The 23,990-nt window shown below is 61.4% G+C and carries 22 protein-coding genes; 19 read left to right on the top strand and 3 right to left on the bottom strand.

Annotated elements, in window-relative coordinates:
* Positions 1–6: 6 nt before the first annotated feature.
* From ccoO to ccoP, 3 genes are read left to right on the top strand one after another with little or no spacing between them, the layout of a single operon-like run.
* On the top strand, positions 7–738 hold the full coding sequence (gene ccoO / locus BM216_RS16300; RefSeq protein ID WP_093000261.1) for a cytochrome-c oxidase, cbb3-type subunit II: 732 nt from the start codon (positions 7–9) through the stop codon (positions 736–738).
* Between the two features lie 11 nt (positions 739–749).
* The gene (locus BM216_RS16295) at positions 750–902 is read left to right on the top strand and encodes a cbb3-type cytochrome c oxidase subunit 3 (RefSeq protein WP_093000260.1); all 153 of its coding nucleotides are present in this window, start codon (positions 750–752) and stop codon (positions 900–902) included.
* A 1-nt stretch (position 903) separates the two neighbouring features.
* A complete protein-coding gene (gene ccoP / locus BM216_RS16290) occupies positions 904–1,767 on the top strand; it encodes a cytochrome-c oxidase, cbb3-type subunit III (protein WP_093000259.1) in 864 nt (287 codons plus the stop codon).
* Positions 1,768–1,864: 97 nt separating this feature from the next.
* Here ccoP and BM216_RS16285 read toward each other — a convergent pair whose 3' ends face one another.
* Entirely contained in the window at positions 1,865–2,269 is a 405-nt protein-coding gene (locus BM216_RS16285; RefSeq protein WP_093000258.1) for an SRPBCC family protein, read from the bottom strand.
* A 126-nt stretch (positions 2,270–2,395) separates the two neighbouring features.
* On the opposite strand from BM216_RS16285, the gene ccoG reads away from it, so the two are divergent.
* The 6 genes from ccoG (at position 2,396) to BM216_RS16255 (ending at position 9,286) form a co-directional block, all read left to right on the top strand.
* Positions 2,396–3,982 carry a cytochrome c oxidase accessory protein CcoG gene (gene ccoG / locus BM216_RS16280; protein WP_093000257.1) on the top strand — a complete coding sequence of 529 codons (1,587 nt, stop codon included), beginning with the start codon at positions 2,396–2,398 and terminating at the stop codon, positions 3,980–3,982.
* A complete protein-coding gene (locus BM216_RS16275; protein ID WP_093000256.1) occupies positions 3,979–4,476 on the top strand; it encodes a FixH family protein in 498 nt (165 codons plus the stop codon). Before ccoG ends, BM216_RS16275 begins: the two co-directional genes overlap by 4 nt.
* A complete protein-coding gene (locus tag BM216_RS16270; protein ID WP_093000255.1) occupies positions 4,473–6,752 on the top strand; it encodes a cation-translocating P-type ATPase in 2,280 nt (759 codons plus the stop codon). The genes BM216_RS16275 and BM216_RS16270 overlap by 4 nt, the downstream gene beginning before the upstream one ends.
* Positions 6,749–6,901: a cbb3-type cytochrome oxidase assembly protein CcoS gene (ccoS, locus tag BM216_RS16265; protein ID WP_093000254.1), complete on the top strand. Its 153-nt coding sequence runs from the start codon at positions 6,749–6,751 to the stop codon at positions 6,899–6,901. Before BM216_RS16270 ends, ccoS begins: the two co-directional genes overlap by 4 nt.
* Before the next feature lie 107 nt (positions 6,902–7,008).
* Positions 7,009–8,442: an NADP-dependent phosphogluconate dehydrogenase gene (gene gndA / locus BM216_RS16260; protein WP_093000253.1), complete on the top strand. Its 1,434-nt coding sequence runs from the start codon at positions 7,009–7,011 to the stop codon at positions 8,440–8,442.
* Positions 8,435–9,286 (top strand): MBL fold metallo-hydrolase, encoded by an 852-nt coding sequence (locus tag BM216_RS16255; RefSeq protein ID WP_093000252.1) that lies wholly within the window; start codon positions 8,435–8,437, stop codon positions 9,284–9,286. The genes gndA and BM216_RS16255 overlap by 8 nt, the downstream gene beginning before the upstream one ends.
* Here BM216_RS16255 and BM216_RS16250 read toward each other — a convergent pair.
* Positions 9,273–10,334 (bottom strand): LacI family transcriptional regulator, encoded by a 1,062-nt coding sequence (locus BM216_RS16250; protein WP_093000251.1) that lies wholly within the window; start codon positions 10,332–10,334, stop codon positions 9,273–9,275. The genes BM216_RS16255 and BM216_RS16250 overlap by 14 nt on opposite strands.
* Before the next feature lie 360 nt (positions 10,335–10,694).
* On the opposite strand from BM216_RS16250, the gene BM216_RS16245 reads away from it, so the two are divergent.
* From BM216_RS16245 to BM216_RS16200, 10 genes are all read left to right on the top strand, one after another.
* Positions 10,695–11,927 carry an ABC transporter substrate-binding protein gene (locus BM216_RS16245; protein ID WP_093000250.1) on the top strand — a complete coding sequence of 411 codons (1,233 nt, stop codon included), beginning with the start codon at positions 10,695–10,697 and terminating at the stop codon, positions 11,925–11,927.
* 95 nt (positions 11,928–12,022) lie between these two features.
* The gene (locus BM216_RS16240) at positions 12,023–12,961 is read left to right on the top strand and encodes a carbohydrate ABC transporter permease (RefSeq protein WP_093000249.1); all 939 of its coding nucleotides are present in this window, start codon (positions 12,023–12,025) and stop codon (positions 12,959–12,961) included.
* Positions 12,954–13,898 carry a carbohydrate ABC transporter permease gene (locus tag BM216_RS16235; protein WP_093000248.1) on the top strand — a complete coding sequence of 315 codons (945 nt, stop codon included), beginning with the start codon at positions 12,954–12,956 and terminating at the stop codon, positions 13,896–13,898. Before BM216_RS16240 ends, BM216_RS16235 begins: the two co-directional genes overlap by 8 nt.
* 6 nt (positions 13,899–13,904) lie before the next feature.
* Positions 13,905–15,011 (top strand): ABC transporter ATP-binding protein, encoded by a 1,107-nt coding sequence (locus tag BM216_RS16230; protein WP_093000247.1) that lies wholly within the window; start codon positions 13,905–13,907, stop codon positions 15,009–15,011.
* Between the two features lie 100 nt (positions 15,012–15,111).
* Positions 15,112–17,580, top strand: a complete 2,469-nt coding sequence (locus BM216_RS16225) for a beta-mannosidase (RefSeq protein WP_093000246.1) — start codon at positions 15,112–15,114, stop codon at positions 17,578–17,580.
* Positions 17,581–17,602: 22 nt separating this feature from the next.
* On the top strand, positions 17,603–18,367 hold the full coding sequence (locus BM216_RS16220; protein ID WP_093000245.1) for a sugar phosphate isomerase/epimerase family protein: 765 nt from the start codon (positions 17,603–17,605) through the stop codon (positions 18,365–18,367).
* Between the two features lie 27 nt (positions 18,368–18,394).
* The gene (locus tag BM216_RS16215; RefSeq protein ID WP_093000244.1) at positions 18,395–19,528 is read left to right on the top strand and encodes a Gfo/Idh/MocA family protein; all 1,134 of its coding nucleotides are present in this window, start codon (positions 18,395–18,397) and stop codon (positions 19,526–19,528) included.
* Between the two features lie 70 nt (positions 19,529–19,598).
* Positions 19,599–20,648 (top strand): L-glyceraldehyde 3-phosphate reductase, encoded by a 1,050-nt coding sequence (gene mgrA / locus BM216_RS16210; RefSeq protein WP_093000243.1) that lies wholly within the window; start codon positions 19,599–19,601, stop codon positions 20,646–20,648.
* 79 nt (positions 20,649–20,727) lie between these two features.
* Positions 20,728–22,344, top strand: a complete 1,617-nt coding sequence (locus BM216_RS16205) for a glycoside hydrolase family 43 protein (protein ID WP_093000242.1) — start codon at positions 20,728–20,730, stop codon at positions 22,342–22,344.
* Between the two features lie 151 nt (positions 22,345–22,495).
* Positions 22,496–22,852, top strand: coding sequence for an RcnB family protein (locus tag BM216_RS16200; RefSeq protein WP_093000241.1), 357 nt, complete (start codon positions 22,496–22,498; stop codon positions 22,850–22,852).
* A 97-nt stretch (positions 22,853–22,949) separates the two neighbouring features.
* Here BM216_RS16200 and BM216_RS16195 read toward each other — a convergent pair whose 3' ends face one another.
* Positions 22,950–23,927, bottom strand: a complete 978-nt coding sequence (locus BM216_RS16195) for a zinc ABC transporter substrate-binding protein (protein ID WP_093000240.1) — start codon at positions 23,925–23,927, stop codon at positions 22,950–22,952.
* Positions 23,928–23,990: the final 63 nt, after the last annotated feature.

Below are 23,990 nucleotides of genomic sequence, written 5' to 3'. Positions count from 1 at the left end.
CGCGCCATGTCTCTTCTCGACAAACATCACTTCATCGAGCGCAATGCCACGCTCCTCCTGGCCGGTTCGCTGCTCGTCGTCTCCATCGGGGGCATCGTGGAGATCGCGCCGCTCTTCTATCTCGAGAACACGATCGAGACGGTGGAGGGGATGCGGCCCTACACGCCGCTGGAGCTTGCCGGCCGCAACATCTATATCCGCGAAGGCTGCTATACCTGCCACAGCCAGATGATCCGTCCGTTCCGCGACGAGGTCGAACGCTACGGCCATTACAGCCTTGCCGCGGAATCGATGTACGACCATCCGTTCCAATGGGGCTCGAAGCGGACGGGGCCTGACCTTGCCCGCGTCGGCGACCGCTATTCCAACGAATGGCACGTCCAGCACCTGACCGACCCACGTGACGTCGTGCCGGAATCGGTGATGCCGAGCTATGCCTTCCTCAAGCATACTCCACTTGAGATCACCGACGCATCGATGGAACTGAAGGCCAACCGCGCAGTCGGCGTTCCCTATAACGACGACATGGTCGAACAGGCGAATGCCGACCTCAAGGCCCAGGCTGATCCGAATGCCGATACCAGCGCTCTGCTGGAGCGCTATCCGAAGGCCAAGGTCGGCGATTTCGACGGCGATCCGAAGACGCTGACAGAGATGGATGCGCTCGTCGCCTATCTCCAGATGCTCGGCACGCTTGTCGATTTCTCCACCTATGACGACGCAACCGGTTATCGCTGAGGAGGCCGACGATGGAAGCCTATACGGCAATGCGCCACTTCGCCGACAGCTGGGGCCTTCTCGCGATGAGCCTGTTTTTCCTCGGCGTTCTGTTCTTCACCCTTCGCCCCGGCGGCAAGGTATCGGCCGACCGGGCCGCGCAAATTCCTCTGAAGGAAGACTGAAATGGCTGACAAACATATCGATGACATCAGCGGCGTCGAGACGACTGGCCACGAATGGGACGGCATCCGCGAGCTGAACAATCCGCTGCCGCGCTGGTGGCTGTGGACATTCTACGCCTGTATCGTCTGGGCACTCGGCTATACGGTCTTCTATCCGGCATGGCCGATGCTCAACGACGCGACCAAGGGCGTGCTCGGTTATTCCAGCCGCGCCGAGTTTGCGGCCGAAGTCGAGGTGGCCAAGACCGCCCAGGGCGCCATGCTCGAGCAGATCGCGGCAGCCACTCCGGAAGAGATCATCGCCAATCCGGAGCTCAACCAGTTCGCGACGGCCGGCGGTGCGGCAGCGTTCCGCGTCAACTGCACGCCGTGTCACGGCACGGGTGCCGCGGGCGGACAGGGCTATCCCAACCTCAACGACGACGACTGGCTCTGGGGCGGCAGTGCCGACGCGATCTACCAGTCGGTATCGCACGGTATCCGCGACAGCGTTGACCCCGAGACCCGCGTGTCGGAAATGCCTGCCTTTGCGGACATCCTGCAGCCCGACGAGATCCGCCAGGTTTCCGCCTATGTGGTCAGCCTGACGGGAACGCCGCGCGACGCCTCGATGGTCGAACCGGGCAAGCAGCTCTTCGCCGACAACTGCGCCTCTTGCCACGGCGACAATGCTGAGGGCAATCGCGACATGGGTGCTCCAAACCTCGCCGACGCCATCTGGCTGAAGGTGCACGGCGAGGATGAGATCGCCGCTCAGGTGCGAGGCCCCAAGCACGGCGTGATGCCCGCCTGGACCGCGCGTCTTGGCGACGTCACCGTCAAGCAGCTTGCCGTCTATGTCCACTCGTTGGGCGGCGGGGAATAAAACTCAATATTTGAGTTGAGAGCATATTTGAAATGCGCGACCAGGCCTTCGGGTCTGGCCGTTTTCGTTTCCCGTCAGGACTGCGAAAAGCTTGGGATCATCGATCTTCCAGCAGGCCCTTGAGCGTTCTCAGGTCCTTTGCGATCGCTGCAGCGTCCTTCTCGAAGGCCTCATCGTCCATGTCCGCTGCCCTTAGCAGCGTAAACATCACCTCCGCGCCATCGCCATTCGGCACGACCCTCAGGGCATTTTCAAAACGCGCGCCGTTCTCCAATGTCACCGTGTGGTCAATAACGCCGAAGTCATTCTGTGGCGCGAAGCGGACGCGGATCTTGCCGATCGGGCCGCCGTCGCCGATCCAGTCGTCACCTTCACGGATCAAGCCCGAAGCCAATCCGGCTGCCCATTTCGGCATGTTCTCCGGCCGCGACGCAAAGGCATAGACCTCCCGCCATGGCTTCTCGATCGTGGCATGAACGATTCTTGCGAACATCGTGCTCAAGATTTCTCCTCCCTCTGAGTTTGGCCGGATTTGTTCGGGCCAATGCACCAGATGTCGCAGCTTGACTTAAGTCAAGGAAGCGCGGCGCGCGCGGTGGGAGAAGGCAGGGAACAAAGGAAGGTTCCCATGAATCTTTACTCCGCTCCCGGTGTCGGCCCGACCGACGCATCTGTCGAACGCATCGAGGTCAAATCGGCTCACCCACCCGGACAAGGCCGCGAACCGCTCTACGAAAAGCGAAAGAAGATTTTCCCCAAGCGGGCCGAAGGTCGCTTCCGGCGGCTCAAGTGGCTGGTCATGCTGGTCACGCTCGGAATCTACTACCTGACGCCATGGATACGTTGGGATCGCGGGCCCTATGCGCCTGACCAGGCGGTGTTGATCGATCTCGCCAGCCGACGCTTCTATTTCTTCTTCATCGAGATCTGGCCGCAGGAATTCTTCTTCGTCGCCGGGCTTCTGGTCATGGCAGGCTTCGGCCTGTTCCTGCTGACCTCGGCGGTTGGCCGTGCCTGGTGCGGATATGCCTGTCCCCAGACGGTCTGGGTCGATCTTTTCCTGGCGGTCGAGCGCTTCATAGAAGGCGACCGCAATGCGCGGATGAAGCTCGATGCCGGACCGTGGACTGCCGACAAGGTGATAAAGCGGACGGCCAAGCACACGACCTGGATCGCCATTGCCATAGCGACCGGCGGTGCCTGGATCTTCTATTTCGCCGACGCGCCGGCGCTGGCTTTCGATTTCGTCACGGGGCAGGCGCCCTATGTGGCCTATTCGACGGTCGCCGTCCTGACCGCTACGACCTACCTCCTCGGCGGGCTGATGCGCGAGCAGGTCTGCATCTACATGTGTCCCTGGCCGCGTATCCAGGGCGCGATGCTGGACGAGCATTCGCTGACGGTGACCTATAACGACTGGCGCGGCGAACCGCGCAGCCGGCATGCCAAGAAGGCGATCGCGGCTGGCCAGGCGGTTGGCGACTGCGTCGACTGCAACGCCTGCGTCGCGGTCTGTCCCATGGGCATAGACATCCGTGACGGCCAGCAGATGGCCTGCATCACCTGTGCGCTCTGTATCGATGCCTGCGACGGGGTGATGGACAAGGTCGGCAAGCCGCGCGGTCTGATCGCCTATGCAACGCTTGAAGAATACGATTCCAACATGGCCCTGGCGACGGCTGCCGGGACAGCAGCGATCGATCCGAAGCGCGTGCGCAAGCCTGACGGTACGTTTGCGGATGGCGTTCGCCATTTTGACTGGAAGATCCTGCTGCGGCCGAGAACGCTGCTCTACATGGGCGTCTGGACGGCTGTGGGAATCGGCCTCGTCTTTGCGCTTCTTTCGCGCGACCGGCTGGAAATCAACGTTCTGCATGATCGCAATCCGCAGTTCGTCATGGAATCGGACGGCTCGATCCGAAACGGCTACACGATCCGGCTGCTCAACATGATCCCGGAGCCGCGCACCGTGCTCCTGTCGCTCGACGGCATGCCCGACGCGACGATGAAGATCATCGGCGTCAGCGATGTCCCGGGACGGGTCTTCGCCATCGAAGTGCAGCCCGACAAGGCCATGGCACTCAAGGCTTACGTGACCCTGCCCAAGGCGGCCGTAAAGGGTGAGAGCCGCTTCCACTTCGTCGCCGAGGACCGATCCAGCCACGAGCGCGACAGCTATTCGGCCAATTTCTTCGTACCCGGAGCAAACAGATGAGCACCACATCCAACAAGGGTTTTGTCTTTACCGGGTGGCACATGGCGGCCGTCATGGTGCTCTTCTTCGGCACGATCATCTCGGTAAATTTCTACATGGCATACAACGCCTTCACCAGTTGGAGCGGATTCGTCGTCGAGAATACCTATGTCGCCAGCCAGCAGTTCAACGGCAAGGTGGCGCAGGCACGCGCGCTGGCGGCGACCGGCGTGACCGGCAAGCTGACGGTAGCGGCGGATAGCCTGCGCTATGACATCACCGCGGCGGATGGCACGACGGCCGTGTCGGCGGATCGGTTGATCTTGAATTTCAAGCGTCCTGTCGGAGAACATCAGGATTTTCAGCTGGAGCTCACGCCCGCCGGTGAGGGCGTATTTACCGCCGCGCATCAGGTTCTGCCCGGCCACTGGATCGTCGAGGCGATTGCGGAAAATGCCGGAGGCCGCATCCTGCATCATGCCGAGCGCATTTCAGTCCATGGAGCAAAGAAATGAGCTGCTGCGCCCCCGGATCGGAAGGTGACATTACGAAGCCTGTGCCATCCTCCGAAGAGATGCTGCTGGCCAGTCGGGACCTTGGGGAGGGCAGACGGCAGATAGACCTCAGCGTGCCCGGCGTGCATTGCGGCGCCTGCATCGTCTCAATCGAAAAGGCGCTGCAGGCCTTGGATAGCATTGACAAGGCGCGCGTCAACCTTTCCACCAAGCGCGTATCGATCGTCTGGCAGCAGGGTGAGGCCAGCAGGACGGTCGATCCGGCTGAATTCGTCGGAGCGATCACGTCGGCCACCGGCTACGATGCCTATCTGTTCGACGTGTCTTTGGATGACGGAGACAGGCTGCAGAGAGATTTGCTGCGCGCGGTGGCGCTTTGCGGTTTTGCCGCCGCCAATATCATGCTGCTCTCGGTATCGGTCTGGTCCGGCGCGGATGCGGCCACCCGCGATCTCTTCCACTGGATTTCGGCGATGATTGCGGCCCCCGCGCTGATCTATGGGGGGCGGTTCTTCTATGCATCGGCCTGGGCCGTGCTGAAGCGCGGACGCACCAACATGGACGTGCCAATCGCACTGGCGATCACGCTCTCCTATGCTGTTTCGCTATGGGAAACCCTGCATCACGGCGAGCACGCCTGGTTCGACGCCACCGTCTCGCTTCTGTTCTTCCTGCTGATCGGCCGTACGCTCGACCACATCATGCGCGACCGGGCGAGGGCGGCGATCAGCGGGCTTGCTCGGCTGTCACCGCGTGGTGCCATGGTCGTGTCGGCCGACGGAGTGCGCGAATACCGCCCGGTCGAAGAGGTGCGGCCGGGCGACCGGGTGGCGATCGCCATGGGTGAACGCATCCCCGTCGATGGCGTCGTGGAATGGGGCTCAAGTGACATCGACGTCTCGATCGTTACCGGCGAAAGCGTGCCGCAGGCCGTTGCGGCTGGCACTTCAGTGCATGCCGGCACGCTCAGCCTCACCGGCTCGATGATCATCAAGGTCACGGCGTCTGCAAGAGAATCCTTCCTCGCCGAAGTCATCGGGCTGATGGAGGTCGCCGAAGGCGCCAAGGCCGGCTATCGGCGGCTGGCGGATCGCGCTGCGCAATATTATTCGCCCGCCGTGCATCTCCTGGCGCTCACCGCGTTCTTCGCCTGGGGATTTGCCGGTGGAGACTGGAAGAGGGCGATGCTGATCGCCATTGCGGTCCTGATCATCACTTGCCCCTGCGCACTGGGTCTCGCCGTGCCGGTCGTTCAGGTCGTGGCTGCCGGACGCCTGTTCAGGAACGGCATCATGGTCAAGGACGGCTCGGCCATGGAACGTCTTGCCCAGGTCGACAGCGTACTGTTCGACAAGACCGGTACGCTGACACTCGGGCGGCCGAAGCTCATCAATGCCGCGGAAATACCGGTGTCGATCCTTTCACTTGCGGCCGGCCTCGCCGCCCATTCCCGCCATCCCCTGTCGCGAGCGATCTGCTCGGCAGTCGCCGGACCTTTTCCGCTCTTCGACGATGTCATCGAAATCCCGGGAAGCGGGCTGGAAGCCCGTCGCGGGGATAGTCTCTATCGTCTGGGCAATCGACGGTTCGCATGTGGTGATCAGCGCATGGGCGAGGGCACAAATCTCGAGGTGGTGTTTTCGCGCGACGGGATCGAGATCGCGGCCATCCGCTTCGAGGACGCGCTTCGCGAGGATGCGGCTTCGGCCATTCACACCCTTGCGGAAAAGGGAATGGGTCTCGGCCTGATATCAGGCGACCGCACGCCAACAGTTCGAGCGCTTGCCGGGCAATTGGCTATCGCCGACTGGATGGCCGAGGTATCCCCGAAAGGCAAGGCCGATCATTGCGCTGCACTCACCCGCAAGGGACACAGGGTGCTGATGGTGGGTGACGGGATCAACGATGCGCCGGCACTTGCCGCCGCGCATGTGTCCATGGCGCCGGCCACGGCTGCCGATATCGGACGACAGGCCGCCGATTTCGTCTTCATGCATGAAAGCCTGAACTCGGTGCCGATTGCGATCGATATCTCCCGCCGCGCCGGCAAACTGATCCGCGAGAATTTTGCGCTCGCGATCGGCTACAACATCATCGCCGTTCCGATCGCGCTCGCGGGCTATGCGACGCCGCTGATTGCCGCCGTCGCCATGTCGACCTCATCAATCATCGTCGTGGCCAATGCGCTGAGGCTCAACCGCACCGGCACCGAAGGCCTATTGTCGCAGACTGAAGTGCCGGCGCAGGCCGCAGAAGAGGAGGTTCGCGCCGCATGAACATGCTGATCTACCTCATTCCCGTGGCGCTTTTTCTCGGCGGGCTGGGACTTGTAGCCTTCCTCTGGTCGCTGAAAAACGGCCAGTACGAGGATCTCGACGGCGCGGCCTGGAGGATCATGGACGACGGGGAAGATCGCCCTAGGTGAGGCTTTCTTCCGGGTGTCGCGGAATATGGCCGATTTGGTCAAAGCGTGCCTTGCCCCTCGGGCGCCTGGATGCCAAAAGAAGGCCAAATCAAACTGGAGGCTATCCCGTGGAACAGGCAGAAATCGGCCTAATCGGTCTCGGCGTCATGGGCGCCAACCTTTCGCTCAATATCGCCGAAAAGGGCAACAAGATCGCGGTCTTCAACCGCACGCCCGAAGTCACCAAGAAATTCTATGCGGATGCCGGCGAGCTTCAGGGCCAGATCATTCCCTGCGAAACGCTCGAAGACTTCATCAAGGCCATCCGCCCACCGCGGCCGATCATCATCATGATCAAGGCCGGCGATCCGGTCGACCAGCAGATGGAACTCCTGAAGCCCTACCTGTCCTCCGGCGACATCATGATCGACGCCGGCAATGCCAATTTCCGCGACACGATGCGCCGCTTCGAGAGCCTGGAAAACAGCGACCTGACGTTTATCGGCATGGGCGTTTCCGGTGGTGAAGAAGGCGCACGTCATGGCCCTTCGATCATGGTCGGCGGCACGCAGGACAGCTGGAAGCGCGTCGAAAAGGTACTGACCTCCATCTCGGCCAAATTCAACGGCGAGCCCTGCGTCGACTGGCTCGGCGAAAATGGCGCCGGCCACTTCGTCAAGACCATCCATAACGGCATCGAATATGCCGATATGCAGATGATCGCCGAAATCTACGGCATCCTGCGCGACGGCCTCGGCATGGGCGCGGCCGAAATCGGCCAGGTCTTCGGTCGCTGGAACGAGGGTCGCCTCGATTCCTACCTGATGGAAATCTCGGAAAAGGTGTTGAAGGCGGTCGACCCGATCTCGAAGAAGCCGATGGTCGACGTGATCGTCGATTCCGCCGGCCAGAAGGGCACCGGCAAATGGTCGGTCATCGAGGCCCAGAACATGGGCGTTGCCGCAACCGCGATCGAAGCCGCCGTCGCCGGCCGCGTCCTGTCGTCGCTGCGCAGCGAACGCCTGGCTGCCGAAAAGATCTTCGGCCTGCCGGTCAAGGCTGACAAGCCGCATGACGGCATGGCCTTCCTCGCCGACCTTGAGCAGGCGCTGCTCGCCGCCAAGATCGGCGCCTATGCGCAGGGCTTCGCCGTCATGGCCGCCGCCTCCAAGGAATTCGGCTGGAACCTGCCGATGCCGGTCATCGCCAAGATCTGGCGCGCCGGCTGCATCATCCGCTCGGCCTTCCTCGACGAAATCACCTCGGCCTTCAGCAAGGACCCGGATGTCGCGAACCTGATCGTCACGCCGGCCTTCTCGCAGATGGTCAAGGAAACCGACGGCCCGCTTCGCCGGGTCGTATCCTACGCGGCGCTGAACGGCCTGCCGGTTCCGGCGCTGTCTTCGGCGCTCAACTACTTCGACGCCTATCGTCGGGGCAGGGGCACGGCGAACCTGATCCAGGCGCAGCGCGACTTCTTCGGCGCCCACGGCTTCGATCGCCTCGACGGCGTCGACAAGCATCACGGCCCGTGGGGCAGCGGCCTTGCCGACTTTGCCTGATCGGCTGGTCCTTCTCGGATCGAAGGGTGGCCCGGCTATCAGGCCGGGCGGCCCATCCCCGACCTCGATGCTGCTTGATCTTTCCGGTCGGCGCATCGTCGTCGATTGCGGCCTCGGCGTCACCCGCGGCCTTGTGGAGGCCGGGATGGCGCTCCGCGAACTCGACCTCATCTTCATCACCCATCTGCATTCCGACCACGTGCTGGAACTCGGGCCGCTCATCCATACGGCCTGGGCGGCGGGACTGAACAACCCGGTCACCGTCTATGGACCGGTGGGCACGTCAGCTCTGTGGAATGGTTTTCTCATCTCGTTGGCGTATGACATCGAAAAGCGGATCGAGGATGAAGGCAGGCCGGTTCTCTCCGATCTCGTCACGGTGAAAGAGTTCGGACCGGGCATTGTGGCCGAACTCGACGACTTCACCGTTACGGCGCTGCGCGTGGATCACCCGCCGGTGACAGACTGCTTTGCCCTCAAGTTCGAAGTGGCAGGCCGTACGGTCGCGTTCTCCTCGGACACCACCTATTTCCCGCCTCTGGCAGATTTTGCGCGTGGCGCAGACCTTCTCGTCCATGAAGCCATGCTGCCCGAAGGGATAGATCGGCTTGTCGCGCGGACCGGAAACGGTGCGCGGCTGCGGGAGCACCTGGTGGCGTCTCATACGTTCGCTGCCGATGCGGGACGCATTGCCTCGGCTGCCGGTGTTGCCAGGCTTGCCCTCAATCACCTGATTCCGGCGGATGATCCCGATTTCGACGAAAGCCATTGGCGCGCGGCACTGGCCGAAACCTTCTCGGGCGAGCTGATCGTCGGACGCGACGGGCTTGTCATTCCGCTCTAGCTGCCCGGCTCGTCGGTCCCATGGCCGACCAGACAGGGATATCAATGCTTTGCAGCAGTTCCGGCGCAACGCCATCGATCCTTGCCAGGACCGCCTTAGCGAGCTCACGGCCTGCATGACGTACATCCTCGGTCACAGTCAGGATTTCGGGGCGTATCCAGTTCAGGAATTCGGCCGATTGCTTGGAGACGAGGTCGACGTCCTTGCCGAGCCTGCGGCCGGCCGCCTCGATCCCTGCGATCATCGCGATTGAGGATGAGCCGCTGAGGGATATGATCCCATCCGGAGGCTCGGGCAGGCGGGACATCCGCTCGGCATAGGCCCTTATTTCATCCAGCGAGGTCTCAGTGGTTGTCCGGCCCATCGAAACCTCCGTTGCCTGGAAGTCGACGAGACCGCGCTCGAAGCCGATACGGCTGTGAATGTGATAGGAAAAACGGCTCTGGGGCGCGAGAAGTGCGATGCGCTTGCGGCCGCGCTTCACAAGCTGTTCCACGGCCTGATAGGCATAGGCCTCGTTGTCGAAATCGTGGAAAGGATGGCCGATGCCCATATCGGTGCGCCCATGGGTGACGAAGGGCAGGTTCCGTTCCGTCATCACCCGCACGCGCGGATCGTCCGGCTCTATGCGCGAAATGATCACCCCGTCCGCCGACCCCGTATCGAGAATATAGCGGATCGGCACCATCTGATCCTTCTCGAAGGAATGTGGCGTCACCACGAGGTGATATTGCGTTCCGCCCAGCACTTCCGAAATTCCCTGAACCAGCTGGTTGGTGAAACCCATCAGCTCCTGCTCGATGCTCAGTACCAATGCGATGACATTCGTCTTGCCAGTTCTGAGGCGCACGCCGGCGCGGTTCGGTTGATAGCCGAGCTGGCGGGCAACGAGGCGAACACGTTCCTTGGTGTCGGAGCCGATGTCCGGCGCATCCTTCAGGGCGCGGGACACGGTCGTGATCCCGAGCCCGGTCATGTAAGCGATCGTCTTCAGGGTAGGGCGCTCGGCGGGCGCCGTCGCTGGGATTCGTCTGCTTTTTTCGTCCATCGTGCCGCTCGCACCGAAATGCGCCTGTTCATGTCGTCATGCTCAGTATCGCTCATACGGTAAAAATCTGAAACGTTACAGGTAAATTTCAAGCGCCTTTTTTACGGATTCTGCGTAGCACCACAACCGGTCGTAGGGACTACGCAGATGCACACACTTTTTTGCGCCGCAAAACACAAAGCCTTCTGGATCGATCCATATCCGGCATTTCAGGAAAGAATATTCCGCACCAGGCGCCCTTTGAATCCACCCCTGATTGCATGTCTTTCTTGTGCGTTGATATTTCAACCATGTGGGGTTGCCACCCAACAATCTTTGCCCTAGCTTTTTACTGCAACGTTTCAGTGAGGGAGGAGATTCATGAGATTTCGTGCTTTTGCGGCCGTTATGGCCGCCACTGTGGCACTGCCGTGTATCGCGCAGGCTGCGGATCTGGAAGTCACGCATTGGTGGACGTCGGGAGGGGAAGCGGCCGCAGTCAAGGAGCTGGCGACCGCGTTCGACGCCACAGGCAACAAGTGGATCGACGGCGCCATTGCAGGATCCGGCAGCACGGCACGCCCGATCATGATCAGCCGCATCACCGGCGGCGATCCGATGGGCGCCACCCAGTTCAACCACGGCCGCCAGGCCGAGGAACTGGTTCAGGAAGGGCTGATGCGCGACCTGACCGAGGTGGCGGAAAAGGGCAAGTGGAAGGACGTCATCAAGCCGTCCAGCCTGCTCGACAGCTGCACCTTCGAGGGCAAGATCTATTGCGCGCCGGTCAACATCCATTCCTGGCAGTGGTTGTGGCTTTCCAACGCCGCCTTCGAAAAGGCAGGCGTGCCGGTGCCGAAGGACTGGAACGAGTTTGTCGCGGCCGGTCCCAAGCTGAGGGAAGCCGGTATCCAGCCGCTCGCGGTCGGCGGCTCCGCCTTCCAGGTGAACGGCCTGTTCGACACGCTGGTCATCTCGCTCGGCGGTACGGACCTCTACAACAAGGTCTACAAGGACAAGGACGAGGAAACCGCGGCGGGACCAGAGATCGCCAAGATCTTCGCGGCGGCCGACGATGCACGCAAGCTCGCCAAGGGCTCGAACGTGCAGGACTGGAACCAAGCCACCAATCTCGTCATCACCGGCAAGGCCGGCGGCCAGATCATGGGCGACTGGGCGCAGGGCGAGTTCCAGCAGGCGGGACAGACCGCCGGCAAGGAATATAGCTGCCTTCCGGGTCTCGGGCTGAATCAGACCCTGACCACCGGCGGCGACGCCATCTATTTCCCGCTTCTCGACGACGAAGAGAAGTCGAAAGCGCAGGAAGTGCTGGCCGAAACGATCGTCGATCCCAAGGTTCAGGTCGCCTTCAACCTCAAGAAGGGATCGGTGCCGATCCGCGGCGACGTCGATCTTGCAGCCGCCAACGACTGCATGAAGAAGGGCATCGAGATCATCTCCAAGGGCAGCACTGCGATCAGCACCGACCAGCTCGTGTCGGCCGATACGCAGAAGCAGAAGGAGGACCTGATGGCCGAATTCTTCGCCAATGAGTCGATGACGCCGGAACAGGCGCAGGAACGCTTCGCCTCGATCATCGGCTCGGCGGACTGATACCCGCCCCATCACGATCATGAACCGCACTGGCCCCGAGTGATCGGGGCCAGCAGGAAAAGCTGCGCCCGCCGCATGCTGATCGAGGAGGAACCATGGCAAATTCCGTGCCGTCACGCACACGGTCATCCGCCCCGCCAAAGGCCCCATCCGGCCGACCCAACCAGCTCTTCCGCAATCTTCATTCCAAGATTGCGCTGACCCCGATGATCCTCGTCGCCTCTGTCATCTTCTTCGGTGGCACGATCTGGACCGTCATCTACTCCTTCACCAGTTCCAGGCTGCTGCCGCGGGCAAATTTCGTCGGCCTGACCCAGTATGATCGCCTGTGGGCCTCGTCGCGCTGGTGGATCTCGATCGAGAACCTGCTCGTCTACGGCATTCTCTCGTTGATCTTCTCTCTCGTTATCGGTTTCGTGCTGGCAGCGCTGATGGACCAGAAGATCCGCTTCGAAAGCGCCTTCCGCACCATCTTTCTCTATCCCTTTGCGCTGTCCTTCATCGTCACCGGCCTTGTCTGGCAGTGGATCCTCAATCCGGAATTCGGCGTACAGGGAATCGTCCGGTCGCTCGGCTGGACGAGCTTCACCTTCGATCCGCTCTACAATCCCGACATCGTCATTTACGGCATCCTGATCGCCGGTCTCTGGCAGGGAACAGGGCTCGTCATGTGCCTGATGCTCGCCGGCCTGCGCGGCATCGACGAGGACATCTGGAAGGCCGCACGCGTCGACGGGATACCGATGTGGCGGACCTATCTCTTCGTCGTCATCCCGATGATGCGGCCGGTCTTCATCACCACGCTCGTCCTGATCGGCAGCGGCATCGTCAAGCTCTACGACCTCGTCGTGGCGCAGACATCCGGCGGCCCAGGCAATGCCTCGGAAGTGCCTGCCAAGTATGTGTACGACTACATGTTCCAGGCGCAGAACCTGGGGCAGGGCTTTGCCGCATCGACCATGATGCTGCTCACTGTCGCCATCATCATCATCCCGTGGGCCTATCTCGAATTTGGAGGGAAGAAGCGTGGCTAACGTCTCCACTCTCAACGCGACAGGCGCCAGCATGGACGCGGTCAAGACCGAGCTTGCATCCGGACCGCGGGGCAAGAGGCCGAAGCGCGTCATGTCCGGCCGCAACATCATGATCTACGGCATCCTTGGCCTCGCGGCGCTCTATTACCTTCTGCCGCTCTATGTGATGGTCGTGACCTCGCTGAAGGGCATGCCGGAAGTGCGCCTCGGCAACATCTTCTCGCCACCGATGGAAATCACCTTCGAGCCTTGGGTGAAAGCTTGGTCGCAGGCCTGCACGGGTCTTAACTGCGATGGCTTGTCCCGCGGCTTCTGGAACTCGGTGCGCATTCTCGTGCCTTCCGTTGTCGTGTCGATCGCGGTGGCCTCTGTCAGCGGTTACGCGCTTGCCAACTGGCGCTTCAAGGGGTCGGAATTGTTCTTCGCCGTGCTGATCGTCGGCGCCTTCATTCCCTATCAGGTGATGATCTACCCGATCGTCATCATCCTTCGGGAAATCGGCATCTACGGCTCGCTGACCGGGCTTGTCATCGTCCATACGATCTTCGGCATGCCGATCCTGACGCTGCTGTTCCGCAACTATTTCGCCGGCCTGCCGGAGGAATTGTTCAAGGCCGCCCGCATCGACGGCGCCGGTTTCTGGCAGATTTACGGGCGCATCATGCTGCCCATGTCGCTGCCGATCTTCGTCGTGGCGATCATCATCCAGGTCACCGGCATCTGGAACGACTTCCTCTTCGGCGTCGTCTTCACCCGGCCCGACACCTATCCGATGACGATCCAGCTCAACAACATCGTCAACTCCGTCCAGGGGGTGAAGGAATACAACGTCAACATGGCGGCGACACTGCTCACCGGCGCCGTCCCGCTCTTCGTCTATTTCGTTTCCGGCCGGCTGTTCGTTCGCGGCATCGCCGCCGGCGCAGTAAAGGGGTAAGCCTTGATGACCGACCTCTCCAATCTTTCCAACAGTGTTTCCATCCGCGACCTGTCGCTGTCCTTCGGCGCGGTGACGGTTCTCGAAAATCTCAACCTCGACATCAAGGACGGCGAATTCCTCGTCCTGCTCGGTTCTTCCGGCTGCGGCAAGTCCACGCTTTTGAACTGCATCGCAGGCCTTCTTGAGCCGACCGAGGGCCAGATCTTCATCAAGGACCGCAACGTCACCTGGGAAGAACCAAAGGACCGTGGCATCGGCATGGTGTTCCAGTCCTATGCGCTCTACCCGCAGATGACGGTCGAGAAGAACCTGTCCTTCGGCCTACAGGTCGCCGGCCTGCCGAAGGACGAGATCGCCAAGCGCATCGCGCGCGCCTCCAACATCCTGCAGATCGAGCCGCTGCTGAAGCGCAAGCCGGCGGCCCTTTCCGGCGGCCAGCGCCAGCGTGTCGCGATCGGCCGCGCGCTCGTGCGCGATGTCGATGTCTTCCTGTTCGACGAGCCGCTGTCCAACCTCGACGCAAAGCTGCGCTCCGAACTGCGCGTCGAGATCAAGCGCCTGCACCAGTCGCTGAAGAACACGATGATCTACGTCACCCACGACCAGATCGAGGCGCTGACGCTGGCCGACCGCATCGCGATCATGAAGAGTGGTGTCATCCAGCAGCTCGACGACCCGATCACCATCTATAACCGCCCGAGGAACAAGTTCGTCGCCGGCTTCATCGGTTCGCCGTCGATGAATTTCCTGACCGGCGAACTCGCGGAGGAGGGCGGTCGCCCGGTTTTCCGCACCAATGGCGTCAGCTTCTCGCTCGACGGATACGAGGCCTCCGAGGCGCTTAGCCCCGGACGGAAGGTCGTGCTCGGCGTCCGTCCGGAACATATCAAGGTGGATGGCGATCTTGGTAGCGAGGAAGCCCACGACGCGATCGTCGACATCGAGGAACCGATGGGTGCCGACAACCTGATCTGGCTGAAACTCGCCGGCCACACGATCTCCGTCCGCATCGGCGGAGCCAGGCGCTATGCGGTCGGCTCCAAGGTTCGCCTCGGCTTCGACATGACGATGGCCTCGCTCTTCGATGCCCAGACGGAGGAACGGATTTGATTACCTGCGGCGGGATGTACCCCTCTCCCTGCTGCCGGTCCCTTGTCCCCGGCCAGACCGGGGACAAGGGACGTGTTTCCTTGATCGCGAAAGAGCAGGCATGAACGAGGCAGTTAGGACCGAGATAGGCATGATCGATCTCGCAGGCGCGTGGCGCCTGTCGTCACCGGACAGTGCCCATGCGACGGATATGTCCATTCCCGGTGATGTACACACTGCGCTGAAGCTCGCCGGCGTCATTCCCGACCCGTATTTCGGCCGCAACGAGAACGATGTCCAATGGGTCGCCCATCAGGACTGGCAGATCGAACGGAGCTTCTTCGTCGATGAACCGGACGGAAGCTGGTATCTCGATATCACCTATCTCGACACGGTGGCGATCGTCTTCGTCAACGACGTGCCGGTGCTCTCCGCTGACAACTGCTTCCGCCGCTACCGGCCGGATGTGACGCAGGCCTTGAAGCCCGGCGAGAACGTGATCCGCATCCTCTTCCATTCCAATGCGGCTGCGGGTGCGGAGCGTCAGGCGAAGCAACCCTTCTACATCCCGTTCTCCAAGAACTGCCCGATCCCCGACGGCAACATGCTGCGCAAGCCGCAATGCCATTTCGGCTGGGACTGGAACATCGCCATCGCACCGCTCGGCCTCTACGGCGAGATCGCGCTCAGGCGACTGGATACTGCGCGCATCGAACATGTCGTCACCGAGCAGAGACATCATGACGACGGCTCTGTCGACCTCACCGTCGCGATCACGCTTTTCGCCGATGCGCAGGGCGTGGTGCCGCTCCATCTGTCTCTCGGCGACGAAAGCCTGCGTCTCGACTGTGGCATCCGACCGGGCGAGAACGTCATCCCCCATGTCTTCCATATCGGGAAGCCGGAGCTCTGGTGGCCGGCGGGCAGCGGTGCGCAGGCGCTTTATGCGTTGACCGTCGAAACGCCGAGCGAGACCATCACCCGCCAGATCGGTTTCCGCACCGTCGAACTGCTGACCGACAAGGACGAGGCAGGCAGCCGCTTTGCCTTCCGCATCAACGGCCGCGAAATCTTCTGCCGCGGCGCCAACTGGATCCCGGCGGATGCGCTCTTCTCGCTGTCCAGCGCGGAGAAGACCGAGGATCTGTTGCAATCCGCCATCGATGCCAACATGAACATGATCCGCATCTGGGGCGGCGGGTTCTATGAGGATGACCACTTCTATGATCTCTGCGACCGGCTCGGCCTGATGGTCTGGCAGGACTTTCAGTTCGCCTGCAACATCTATCCCTCGACGCCGGATTTCCTCGAGAATGTCGAGCATGAGGTCGAGTACCAGACGAAGCGGCTGATTTCGCACCCCTCGATCGTGCTGTGGTGCGGTGACAACGAACTCGTCGGCGCTCTTCTCTGGTACGAGGAGACCCGCAGCAACCGCGACCGCTATCTCGTCTCCTACGACCGACTGAACCACACGATCGAGCGGGCGATGAAGAAATCGGTGCCGCAGGCGATCTGGTGGCCGTCGAGCCCGGCTTCCGGTTATCTCGACTATGGCGATGCCTGGCACGCGGATGGTTCCGGCGACATGCATTTCTGGTCAGTCTGGCACGAGAACAAGCCGTTCGAGCACTATCGTGACGTCAATCCGCGCTTCTGCTCGGAATTCGGCTTCCAGTCCTATACGTCGCTACCCGTCATCCGCACCTATGCGGCGGAAAAGGACATGAACATTGCCTCGCCGGTGATGGAACTGCACCAAAAAAATGTCGGCGGCAACGAACGTATCGCCGGCACCATGTTCCGCAATTTCCGCTTCCCGACGGATTTTGCCAATTTCGTCTATCTCAGTCAGGTCCAGCAGGGCGTGGCGATCAGGACGGCCGTCGACTACTGGCGGTCGCTGAAACCCCATTGCATGGGCACACTCTATTGGCAGCTCAACGACACATGGCCGGTTGCCTCATGGTCGAGCCTCGATTACGGCGGCGGCTGGAAAGTGCTGCACTATATGGCCCGGCGCTTCTTCCAGCCGGTCACAGTGGCCGCCATTCCATCGCAGGACGGCAGGGAGATCCGTCTGTCGCTGGTCAACGATACGCTGGACGATGTGACCGTGACGATCAACGCCTCGATCCTTACTTTGACGGGCGAGCGGCATTCGCTTGAGAGCATCGAAGCCGTCTGCGGGCCGGATGCGGCCGTGACGGCGCTTACACTCGCTTCGGACAGGATTCCCGCTGATTGCCTGCTCGCCTGGAGCTTTACCGCCTCGAACGGCTCGGGCGGTGAAGGGCATCATGTCATGGATACCTACAAGTCGCTGGAGCTTGAACCGCCCGGCCTCGAATTCTCGGTGTCTCCGACCGGTGATGGCGCTTTCGACATTCTCGTCCAGTCGAGCGGACTTGCGCTCTTCGTGCTGATCGAGAGCGAGGTGCCCGGCCGCTATTCCGACAATGCCTTCGACCTTGCGGCCGGCGAGAACCGGCTCGTGCGCTTCACGCCAGTTGAGACGGCGGGCAAGGCGGAGGCGGCTCCCCCGACTTTCCGCATCTACGACCTTTACTCCTGCCAGTCGGCAGGCTGAGTTTCATTTCAAGGAGGATGATATGACGACGTTAGGTTTCCAGCTTTACAGCGCCCGCAATTTCCCGCCGCTGTCCGACGTGCTGAAACTCGTGGCAAGCCACGGCTACAAGGAAGTCGAAGGCTATGGCGCGCTTTATGCGACGCTGGACGAGGCAGGCCTCAGCGCGATGAAGGCCGAACTCGATGCCAATGGCCTGACCATGCCGACCGGCCATTTCGGTCTCGACCTTCTGGAAAAGGAACCGGATCAGGCGCTGCTGATCGCCAAAACGCTCGGCGTGAAGGCAATCTATTGCCCGCATCTGGTCGCCGATCAGCGCCCGACGGACGCGGAAGGATGGTTTGCCTTCGGCAAGCGTCTGCAGGAAGCCGGCAAGCGCTATCAGGATGCCGGCTACATATTCGGCTGGCATAACCACGACTTCGAATTCAAGGCACTACCGGACGGCTCAACGCCACAGGAGCAGATTTTTGACGGCGGCCCTGATCTCACCTGGGAGGCGGATATCGCCTGGGTCATCCGCGGCGGCGCCGATCCCTTCGCCTGGATCAAGAAATACGGTCACAAGATCTCTGCCGTCCACGTCAAGGACATCGCTCCGGCCGGCGAGAACACGGACGAGGACGGTTGGGCCGATATCGGTCACGGCACGGTTCCGTGGAAGGATCTGATCTCCGCGTTGAAGGCCAAGACCTCGGCGAAGTATTACGTTCTGGAACACGACAACCCGAAGGACATCGAGCGTCTCGCTTCCCGCTCCATGGCCTCCTTCAAGACCTATTGATTTTCGAGAATTCGAACGGAGTTTCTCATGACCAAGGAACTTGGCGTCGGCATCCTGGGATGCGGCAACATTTCCACCACCTATTTCTCGCTGTCCCCGCTGTTCAAGGGGATCAAGGTTCTCGCCTGCGCCGACCTCAATCCCGAGGCGGCAAAGGCGAAGGCCGCGGAATACGGCGTCAAGGCGCAGACAGTCGATGAACTTCTCGCCAATGACGAACTCGACGTGATCGTCAACCTGACGATCCCGGATGCGCATTTCGCCGTCTCCAAGGCGATCGTGCTGGCCGGCAAGCATGTCTATTCGGAAAAGCCGCTGACGGTGACGCTGGATCAGGGCAAGGAGCTGCAGGCGCTCGGTCGCGAGAAGAACCTCGCCATCGGCTGCGCGCCCGATACCTTCCTCGGCGGCGCGCATCAGCTGGCCCGTGCCTATATCGACGAGGGCAGGATAGGGCGCATCACCTCCGGCACCTGCCACGTGATGAGCCCCGGCATGGAGATGTGGCACCCGAACCCGGGCTTCTTCTTCCTCAATGGCGGCGGCCCGATCCTCGATCTCGGCCCTTATTACATCGCCAACCTGATCAACTTCCTCGGCCCGGTAAAGCGGGTCGCGGCCCTGACCTCGATGGCCAATCCGACGCGGACGATCACAAGCGAGCCGCTGAAGGGGCAGGTCATCCCGGTCGAGACGCCGACCAACATCCACGCGCTGCTGGAGTTCGCCGAAGGGGCGACGATCACGCTCTCGGCAAGCTGGGATGTCTGGTCGCATCGCCATGCCAACATGGAGCTCTACGGCACGGAAGGATCGATCTACGTCCCGGACCCGAACTTCTTCGGCGGCGTGGTCGAGGCAAGCGGCCGCGATAAGGATATCCAGCCGCTTAAGGACTGGGACCATCCCTTCGGCAAAGCCAACCAGGAGCATCCGAACGGGCCGCGCGCCAATTATCGCACGGCGGGCCTTGCCGACATGGCCATGGCACTGATCGAGGGCCGCGACATAAGGTGCTCGATCGACCGCGCGCTGCATGGCGTCGACGTCATGACCTCGATCCTGAAGTCAGGTGCCGAAGGCAATTTCGTCAAGACGACGACGACCTGCTTCAAGCCGGCCGCGCTCGGCATAGACGAGGCTCTGGCGCTTCTCGCCTGAGACGCTAAGAATGCGCCCGGCGCTGAAGAGAGGTTCGGCGCCGGGTATATTATTTGGAGGAATTTTCATCATGTCCTGGTTCCCGGCGGAAAACCGCTACGACAGCATGACCTATAATCGCTGCGGCCGTTCCGGCCTGAAGCTGCCGGCGATTTCGCTCGGCCTCTGGCACAATTTCGGCGACGACACGCCCCATCAGCGCAAGGTCGATATCTGCCGCAAGGCCTTCGATCTCGGCATCACCCATTTCGACCTCGCCAACAATTACGGCCCCAAGCCGGGCAGCGCCGAGACTGCTTTCGGCCGCATCCTGAAGGAAGAATTCGGCGGGCTGCGAGACGAGATGATCATCTCGTCCAAGGCGGGCTACGACATGTGGGCCGGTCCCTATGGCAACTGGGGCAGCCGCAAATACCTGATCGCTTCCTGCGACCAGAGCCTGAAGCGCATGGGACTCGACTATGTCGATATCTTCTACTCGCACCGCTTCGATCCGGACACGCCGCTGGAAGAGACCTGTGGCGCGCTCGATCACATCGTCCGGTCGGGCAGGGCGCTCTATGTCGGCATCTCCTCGTACAATTCCAAGCGCACGCGCGAGGCGGCGGCGATCCTGAAGGATCTCGGCACGCCGGTGCTGATCCACCAGCCGAGCTATTCGATGATCAATCGCTGGGTCGAGGAAGACGGCCTCCTGGACACGCTGGAAGATCTCGGCGTCGGGTCGATCGTCTTCTCGCCGCTGGCGCAGGGCATGCTGACCTCCAAATATCTCGGCGGCATTCCGGACGACAGCCGCGCCGCACAGGGCAAGTCTCTGCGCCCCGCTTTCCTCAACGAGAAGAATGTCGGAAACCTGCAGGCGCTCAACGCCATCGCCGAACGCCGCGGCCAGACGCTGGCGCAGATGGCGCTCGCCTGGGTGCTGCGCGGCGACCGCGTGACGACGGCGCTGATCGGTGCCAGCCGGCCGGAGCAGGTCGAGGATTGCGTCAAGGCGCTGGAAAAGCGTGATTTCACCGCCGAGGAACTGGCCGAGATCGATGTCCACGCCAAGGAGGCCGACATCAACATCTGGGCGGCGTCCGCCGAGCGCCAAGGCCCTGCACGCAACAAATAAGCCACGGCCTCAACCCGGCGGCTTCCCGTCGGGCATTTTTCTTTATATGTCTGAGTTACGTACCTCAGGGAGGAGTTACATGATCCGCAACCCCATTCTGCCGGGCTTCAACGCCGATCCATCCATCTGCCGTGTCGGTGATGATTACTATATCGCGACCTCCACGTTCGAATGGTATCCGGGCGTGCAGATCCATCACTCTCGCGATCTGGTGAACTGGACGCTGGTGAGGCGTCCCCTGGAGCGAGCCGCGCAACTCGACATGCGCGGCAACCCGGATAGCTGCGGCGTCTGGGCGCCATGCCTCTCCTATGCCGACGGCCTGTTCTGGCTGGTCTATACCGACGTCAAACGGCTCGACGGCAATTTCAAGGATGCGCACAATTACATCGTCACCTCGCCGACGATCGAAGGGGAGTGGTCCGATCCGGTCTATGTGAATTCTTCCGGCTTCGACCCGTCGCTGTTTCATGACGAAGACGGTCGCAAATGGTTCGTCAACATGCAGTGGAACCACCGCACGGAAAGCTATGGCGGCGCACCGAAGCATCCGGCCTTCGACGGCATCCTGCTGCAGGAATGGGATGCAGAGGCGAGGGCGCTGAAAGGCCCGATCACCAACATCTTCCCCGGAAGCCCGCTCGGACTCGTCGAGGCGCCGCATCTCTTCCAGCGCAACGGCTGGTACTACCTTACGACGGCCGAAGGCGGCACGGGCTATAACCATGCGGTGACGATGGCGCGGTCGCGGACGATCGAAGGCCCTTACGAGCTTCACCCCAACACCCATCTCATCACCTCGAAGGACGCGCCCGATGCGGTGCTTCAACGTTCCGGTCACGGGCAGTATGTGGAAACGCCGGACGGTCAGTTCTATCACACCCATCTCTGCAGCCGGCCGCTCGCGCCCCATCGCCGCTCGCCGCTCGGCCGCGAGACGGGCTTGCAGAAATGCGTCTGGCAGGACGACTGGCTCTATCTCGCCCAGGGCGGTGTGGTGCCGGATGTCGATGTACCGGCTCCAGCAGATGTTGAGACTATCGCTCAGCCAGCACGGATCGACTATCGCTTCGACGGCAAGACGCTTCCTGCCGATTTCCAATGGCTACGCACGCCCGAGCCGCAGCGCATCTTCAGCGTCACTGATCGTCCGGGCTATCTGCGCCTGATCGGCCGGGAAAGCATCGGCTCGTGGTTCGAACAGTCTCTCGTCGCCCGTCGGCAGGAGCATCACAGGTTCCGCGCCGAGACGGCGGTGGAGACATTCGATCCCGACACCTACCAGCAGGCCTGTGGCCTGACCCACTATTATAATCGCCACAAGTTCCACGCCCTGGTCGTGACGCTGCATGAAAAGCTCGGTCGCGTGGTGACGATCTTCTCCTGCCCCGGCGACTTTCCGAATTCCCGCATGGTCTTTCCGGCGGGGAGCGGCGTTGCTGTTCCCGACGGTCCGGTGGAGCTTGCGATGGATGTCATGGACAACGATCTGCAATTCTATTGGAGATCCGGCGGATCCAATGACTGGGAAGCGATCGGGCCTGTTCTCGATGCCGGTGTTATCTCCGACGAGGGCGGTCGTGGCGAGCATGCATCCTTTACCGGCGCCTTTGTCGGCATGTTCGCCTTCGACACGTCAGGGCGGGCGAAGCATGCCGATTTCAGCCGGTTCACCTATGAGGCGAATCCCTCATAGGTGAACTTCAAGACTTGCTAAATTATTAATTTTTTCTGCGAGGAGATTAACGCAAGTCCATAATTTCATTACGCATATTTAATCTTGCATTCATATGGCGTTCATCGTGCGAGCCCTAATTTCGGGGTGTGTTCAATACGAGGAAACAGCCATGAAGAAGTTCGTTATCGCTCTGGTTGCCGCCACCGTTCTGGCTGGCCCGATCGCAACCACCGCCCAGGCGCAGGACTGGCGCCATGACCGCAGCCGTCATGTGGAAAAGCATGTCGACAAGCGCGTGGATAAGCGCGTCATCGTCAACAAGAAGGTCGTCGTTCACAAGCAGCGCTGGTCGAAGGGCCATCGCATGAGTGCCGCTGAGCGCCGCCGCATGGCAGAGGTCCGCGACTATCGCCGCTATCGCCTGTCGGCTCCGCCGCGTGGCCAGCATTGGGTCAAGGTCGATAACGACTTCCTGCTCGTCGGTATCGCCAGCGGCGTCATCGCCAGCGTCATTGCCGGCCGATAAAAACAAAAAAAGCCGGCGGGTGTCCTGTACACCCGCCGGCCCGCTGCATCGGGAATGGCCGTGAGGTTGTTCCGCCTTCAGCCTTTCCCGTTCTGCCTCATTGAGACAGGCAGGTCTTGAGAGACGTCGAGATCGCCCGCATCATGTCGAAATAGAGATCGGGACCTTCCGTCAGGGCGCCGGCTTCCGGATCGAGAACGCCCGAACGCGCCTTGCTTCCTTCCGTCACCACCTTCACCAGCTTCGGTTCGAATTGCGGCTCGGCGAAGACGCAGGTCGCGCCGAGATCCTCGACCTTCTGGTGAATTTCCTTGATCCGCTCGGCACCCGGCATGGTTTCCGGGCTGACGGTGATCGAGCCGGCAACCTTCACACCGTAGCGATGCTCGAAATACTGATAGGCGTCGTGGAAGACGATGAACGGCTTGTCCTTGATTGGTGACACCGTTTCCTTGATCTCGGCATCCAGCGCGTCGATACGCTTGATCAGGTCCGCGGCGTTCTTCTGGTAGGTCGCCGCATGCTCGGCATCCGCTTGGGCCAGCTGCTTTTCGATCTCGGTCGCAAATACCTTGGCATTCATCGGATCGAGCCAGAGATGGACGTCGTTGCCCTCATGATCATGGTCGCCATCATCGTGATCGCCGCCCGCTTCGGCTGCATGATCATGGCCGTGCCCGTGGTCATGACCTTCTTCTTCAGCCTCCGGCTCAAAGACGCCGCCTTCGCGGAACTTGTACTTCGTCAGACCGGGCGTCTCTTCAAGCGTCACGACCGTGGCCTTCGATCCCAGCGATTCCAGCGGTTTTTCCAGAAATGCTTCCATGCCGTGACCGACCCAGAAGATCAGGTCGGCATTCTGCAGCGCCGCCGCATTCGAGGGCCGCATATTGTAGGTATGGGGCGAAGCGGCGCCCTCGACGATCAGCTTCGGCTCGCCGACGCCCTTCATGATCGAGGCGACCAGCGAGTGGATCGGTTTGATCGAGACGACGACGTCAGGCGCTGCTGCGTGGGCGCTCGGCGCGGCAATCATGGCGGCCGAGGAGAGGAGGAGGGTGGCGGCAAGTTTCATAGGCAGGCTTCCTTGTTTGCTGACGTAATGTTATTACATCAATTGCGTTATGCTATAACGTGT

Source organism: Rhizobium sp. NFR07 (assembly GCF_900111905.1).
Classification (GTDB): domain Bacteria; phylum Pseudomonadota; class Alphaproteobacteria; order Rhizobiales; family Rhizobiaceae; genus Neorhizobium.
The sequence above is the reverse complement of the archived record's forward strand: the minus strand, read 5'-3'. Positions and strand labels throughout refer to the sequence as shown.

What these genes read in the sequence shown, in the direction of transcription:
- BM216_RS16295 (WP_093000260.1), top strand. Translation starts at nt 750, where the DNA reads ATGGAAGCCTATACGGCAATGCGCCACTTCGCCGACAGCTGGGGCCTT.
- ccoP (WP_093000259.1), top strand. Translation starts at nt 904, where the DNA reads ATGGCTGACAAACATATCGATGACATCAGCGGCGTCGAGACGACTGGC.
- BM216_RS16200 (WP_093000241.1), top strand. Translation starts at nt 22,496, where the DNA reads ATGAAGAAGTTCGTTATCGCTCTGGTTGCCGCCACCGTTCTGGCTGGC.
- BM216_RS16275 (WP_093000256.1), top strand. Translation starts at nt 3,979, where the DNA reads ATGAGCACCACATCCAACAAGGGTTTTGTCTTTACCGGGTGGCACATG.
- BM216_RS16195 (WP_093000240.1), bottom strand. Translation starts at nt 23,927, where the DNA reads ATGAAACTTGCCGCCACCCTCCTCCTCTCCTCGGCCGCCATGATTGCC.
- mgrA (WP_093000243.1), top strand. Translation starts at nt 19,599, where the DNA reads ATGTCCTGGTTCCCGGCGGAAAACCGCTACGACAGCATGACCTATAAT.
- BM216_RS16205 (WP_093000242.1), top strand. Translation starts at nt 20,728, where the DNA reads ATGATCCGCAACCCCATTCTGCCGGGCTTCAACGCCGATCCATCCATC.
- BM216_RS16215 (WP_093000244.1), top strand. Translation starts at nt 18,395, where the DNA reads ATGACCAAGGAACTTGGCGTCGGCATCCTGGGATGCGGCAACATTTCC.
- BM216_RS16250 (WP_093000251.1), bottom strand. Translation starts at nt 10,334, where the DNA reads ATGGACGAAAAAAGCAGACGAATCCCAGCGACGGCGCCCGCCGAGCGC.
- BM216_RS16270 (WP_093000255.1), top strand. Translation starts at nt 4,473, where the DNA reads ATGAGCTGCTGCGCCCCCGGATCGGAAGGTGACATTACGAAGCCTGTG.
- ccoO (WP_093000261.1), top strand. Translation starts at nt 7, where the DNA reads ATGTCTCTTCTCGACAAACATCACTTCATCGAGCGCAATGCCACGCTC.
- BM216_RS16225 (WP_093000246.1), top strand. Translation starts at nt 15,112, where the DNA reads ATGAACGAGGCAGTTAGGACCGAGATAGGCATGATCGATCTCGCAGGC.
- ccoG (WP_093000257.1), top strand. Translation starts at nt 2,396, where the DNA reads ATGAATCTTTACTCCGCTCCCGGTGTCGGCCCGACCGACGCATCTGTC.
- BM216_RS16230 (WP_093000247.1), top strand. Translation starts at nt 13,905, where the DNA reads ATGACCGACCTCTCCAATCTTTCCAACAGTGTTTCCATCCGCGACCTG.
- BM216_RS16220 (WP_093000245.1), top strand. Translation starts at nt 17,603, where the DNA reads ATGACGACGTTAGGTTTCCAGCTTTACAGCGCCCGCAATTTCCCGCCG.
- BM216_RS16245 (WP_093000250.1), top strand. Translation starts at nt 10,695, where the DNA reads ATGAGATTTCGTGCTTTTGCGGCCGTTATGGCCGCCACTGTGGCACTG.
- ccoS (WP_093000254.1), top strand. Translation starts at nt 6,749, where the DNA reads ATGAACATGCTGATCTACCTCATTCCCGTGGCGCTTTTTCTCGGCGGG.
- BM216_RS16240 (WP_093000249.1), top strand. Translation starts at nt 12,023, where the DNA reads ATGGCAAATTCCGTGCCGTCACGCACACGGTCATCCGCCCCGCCAAAG.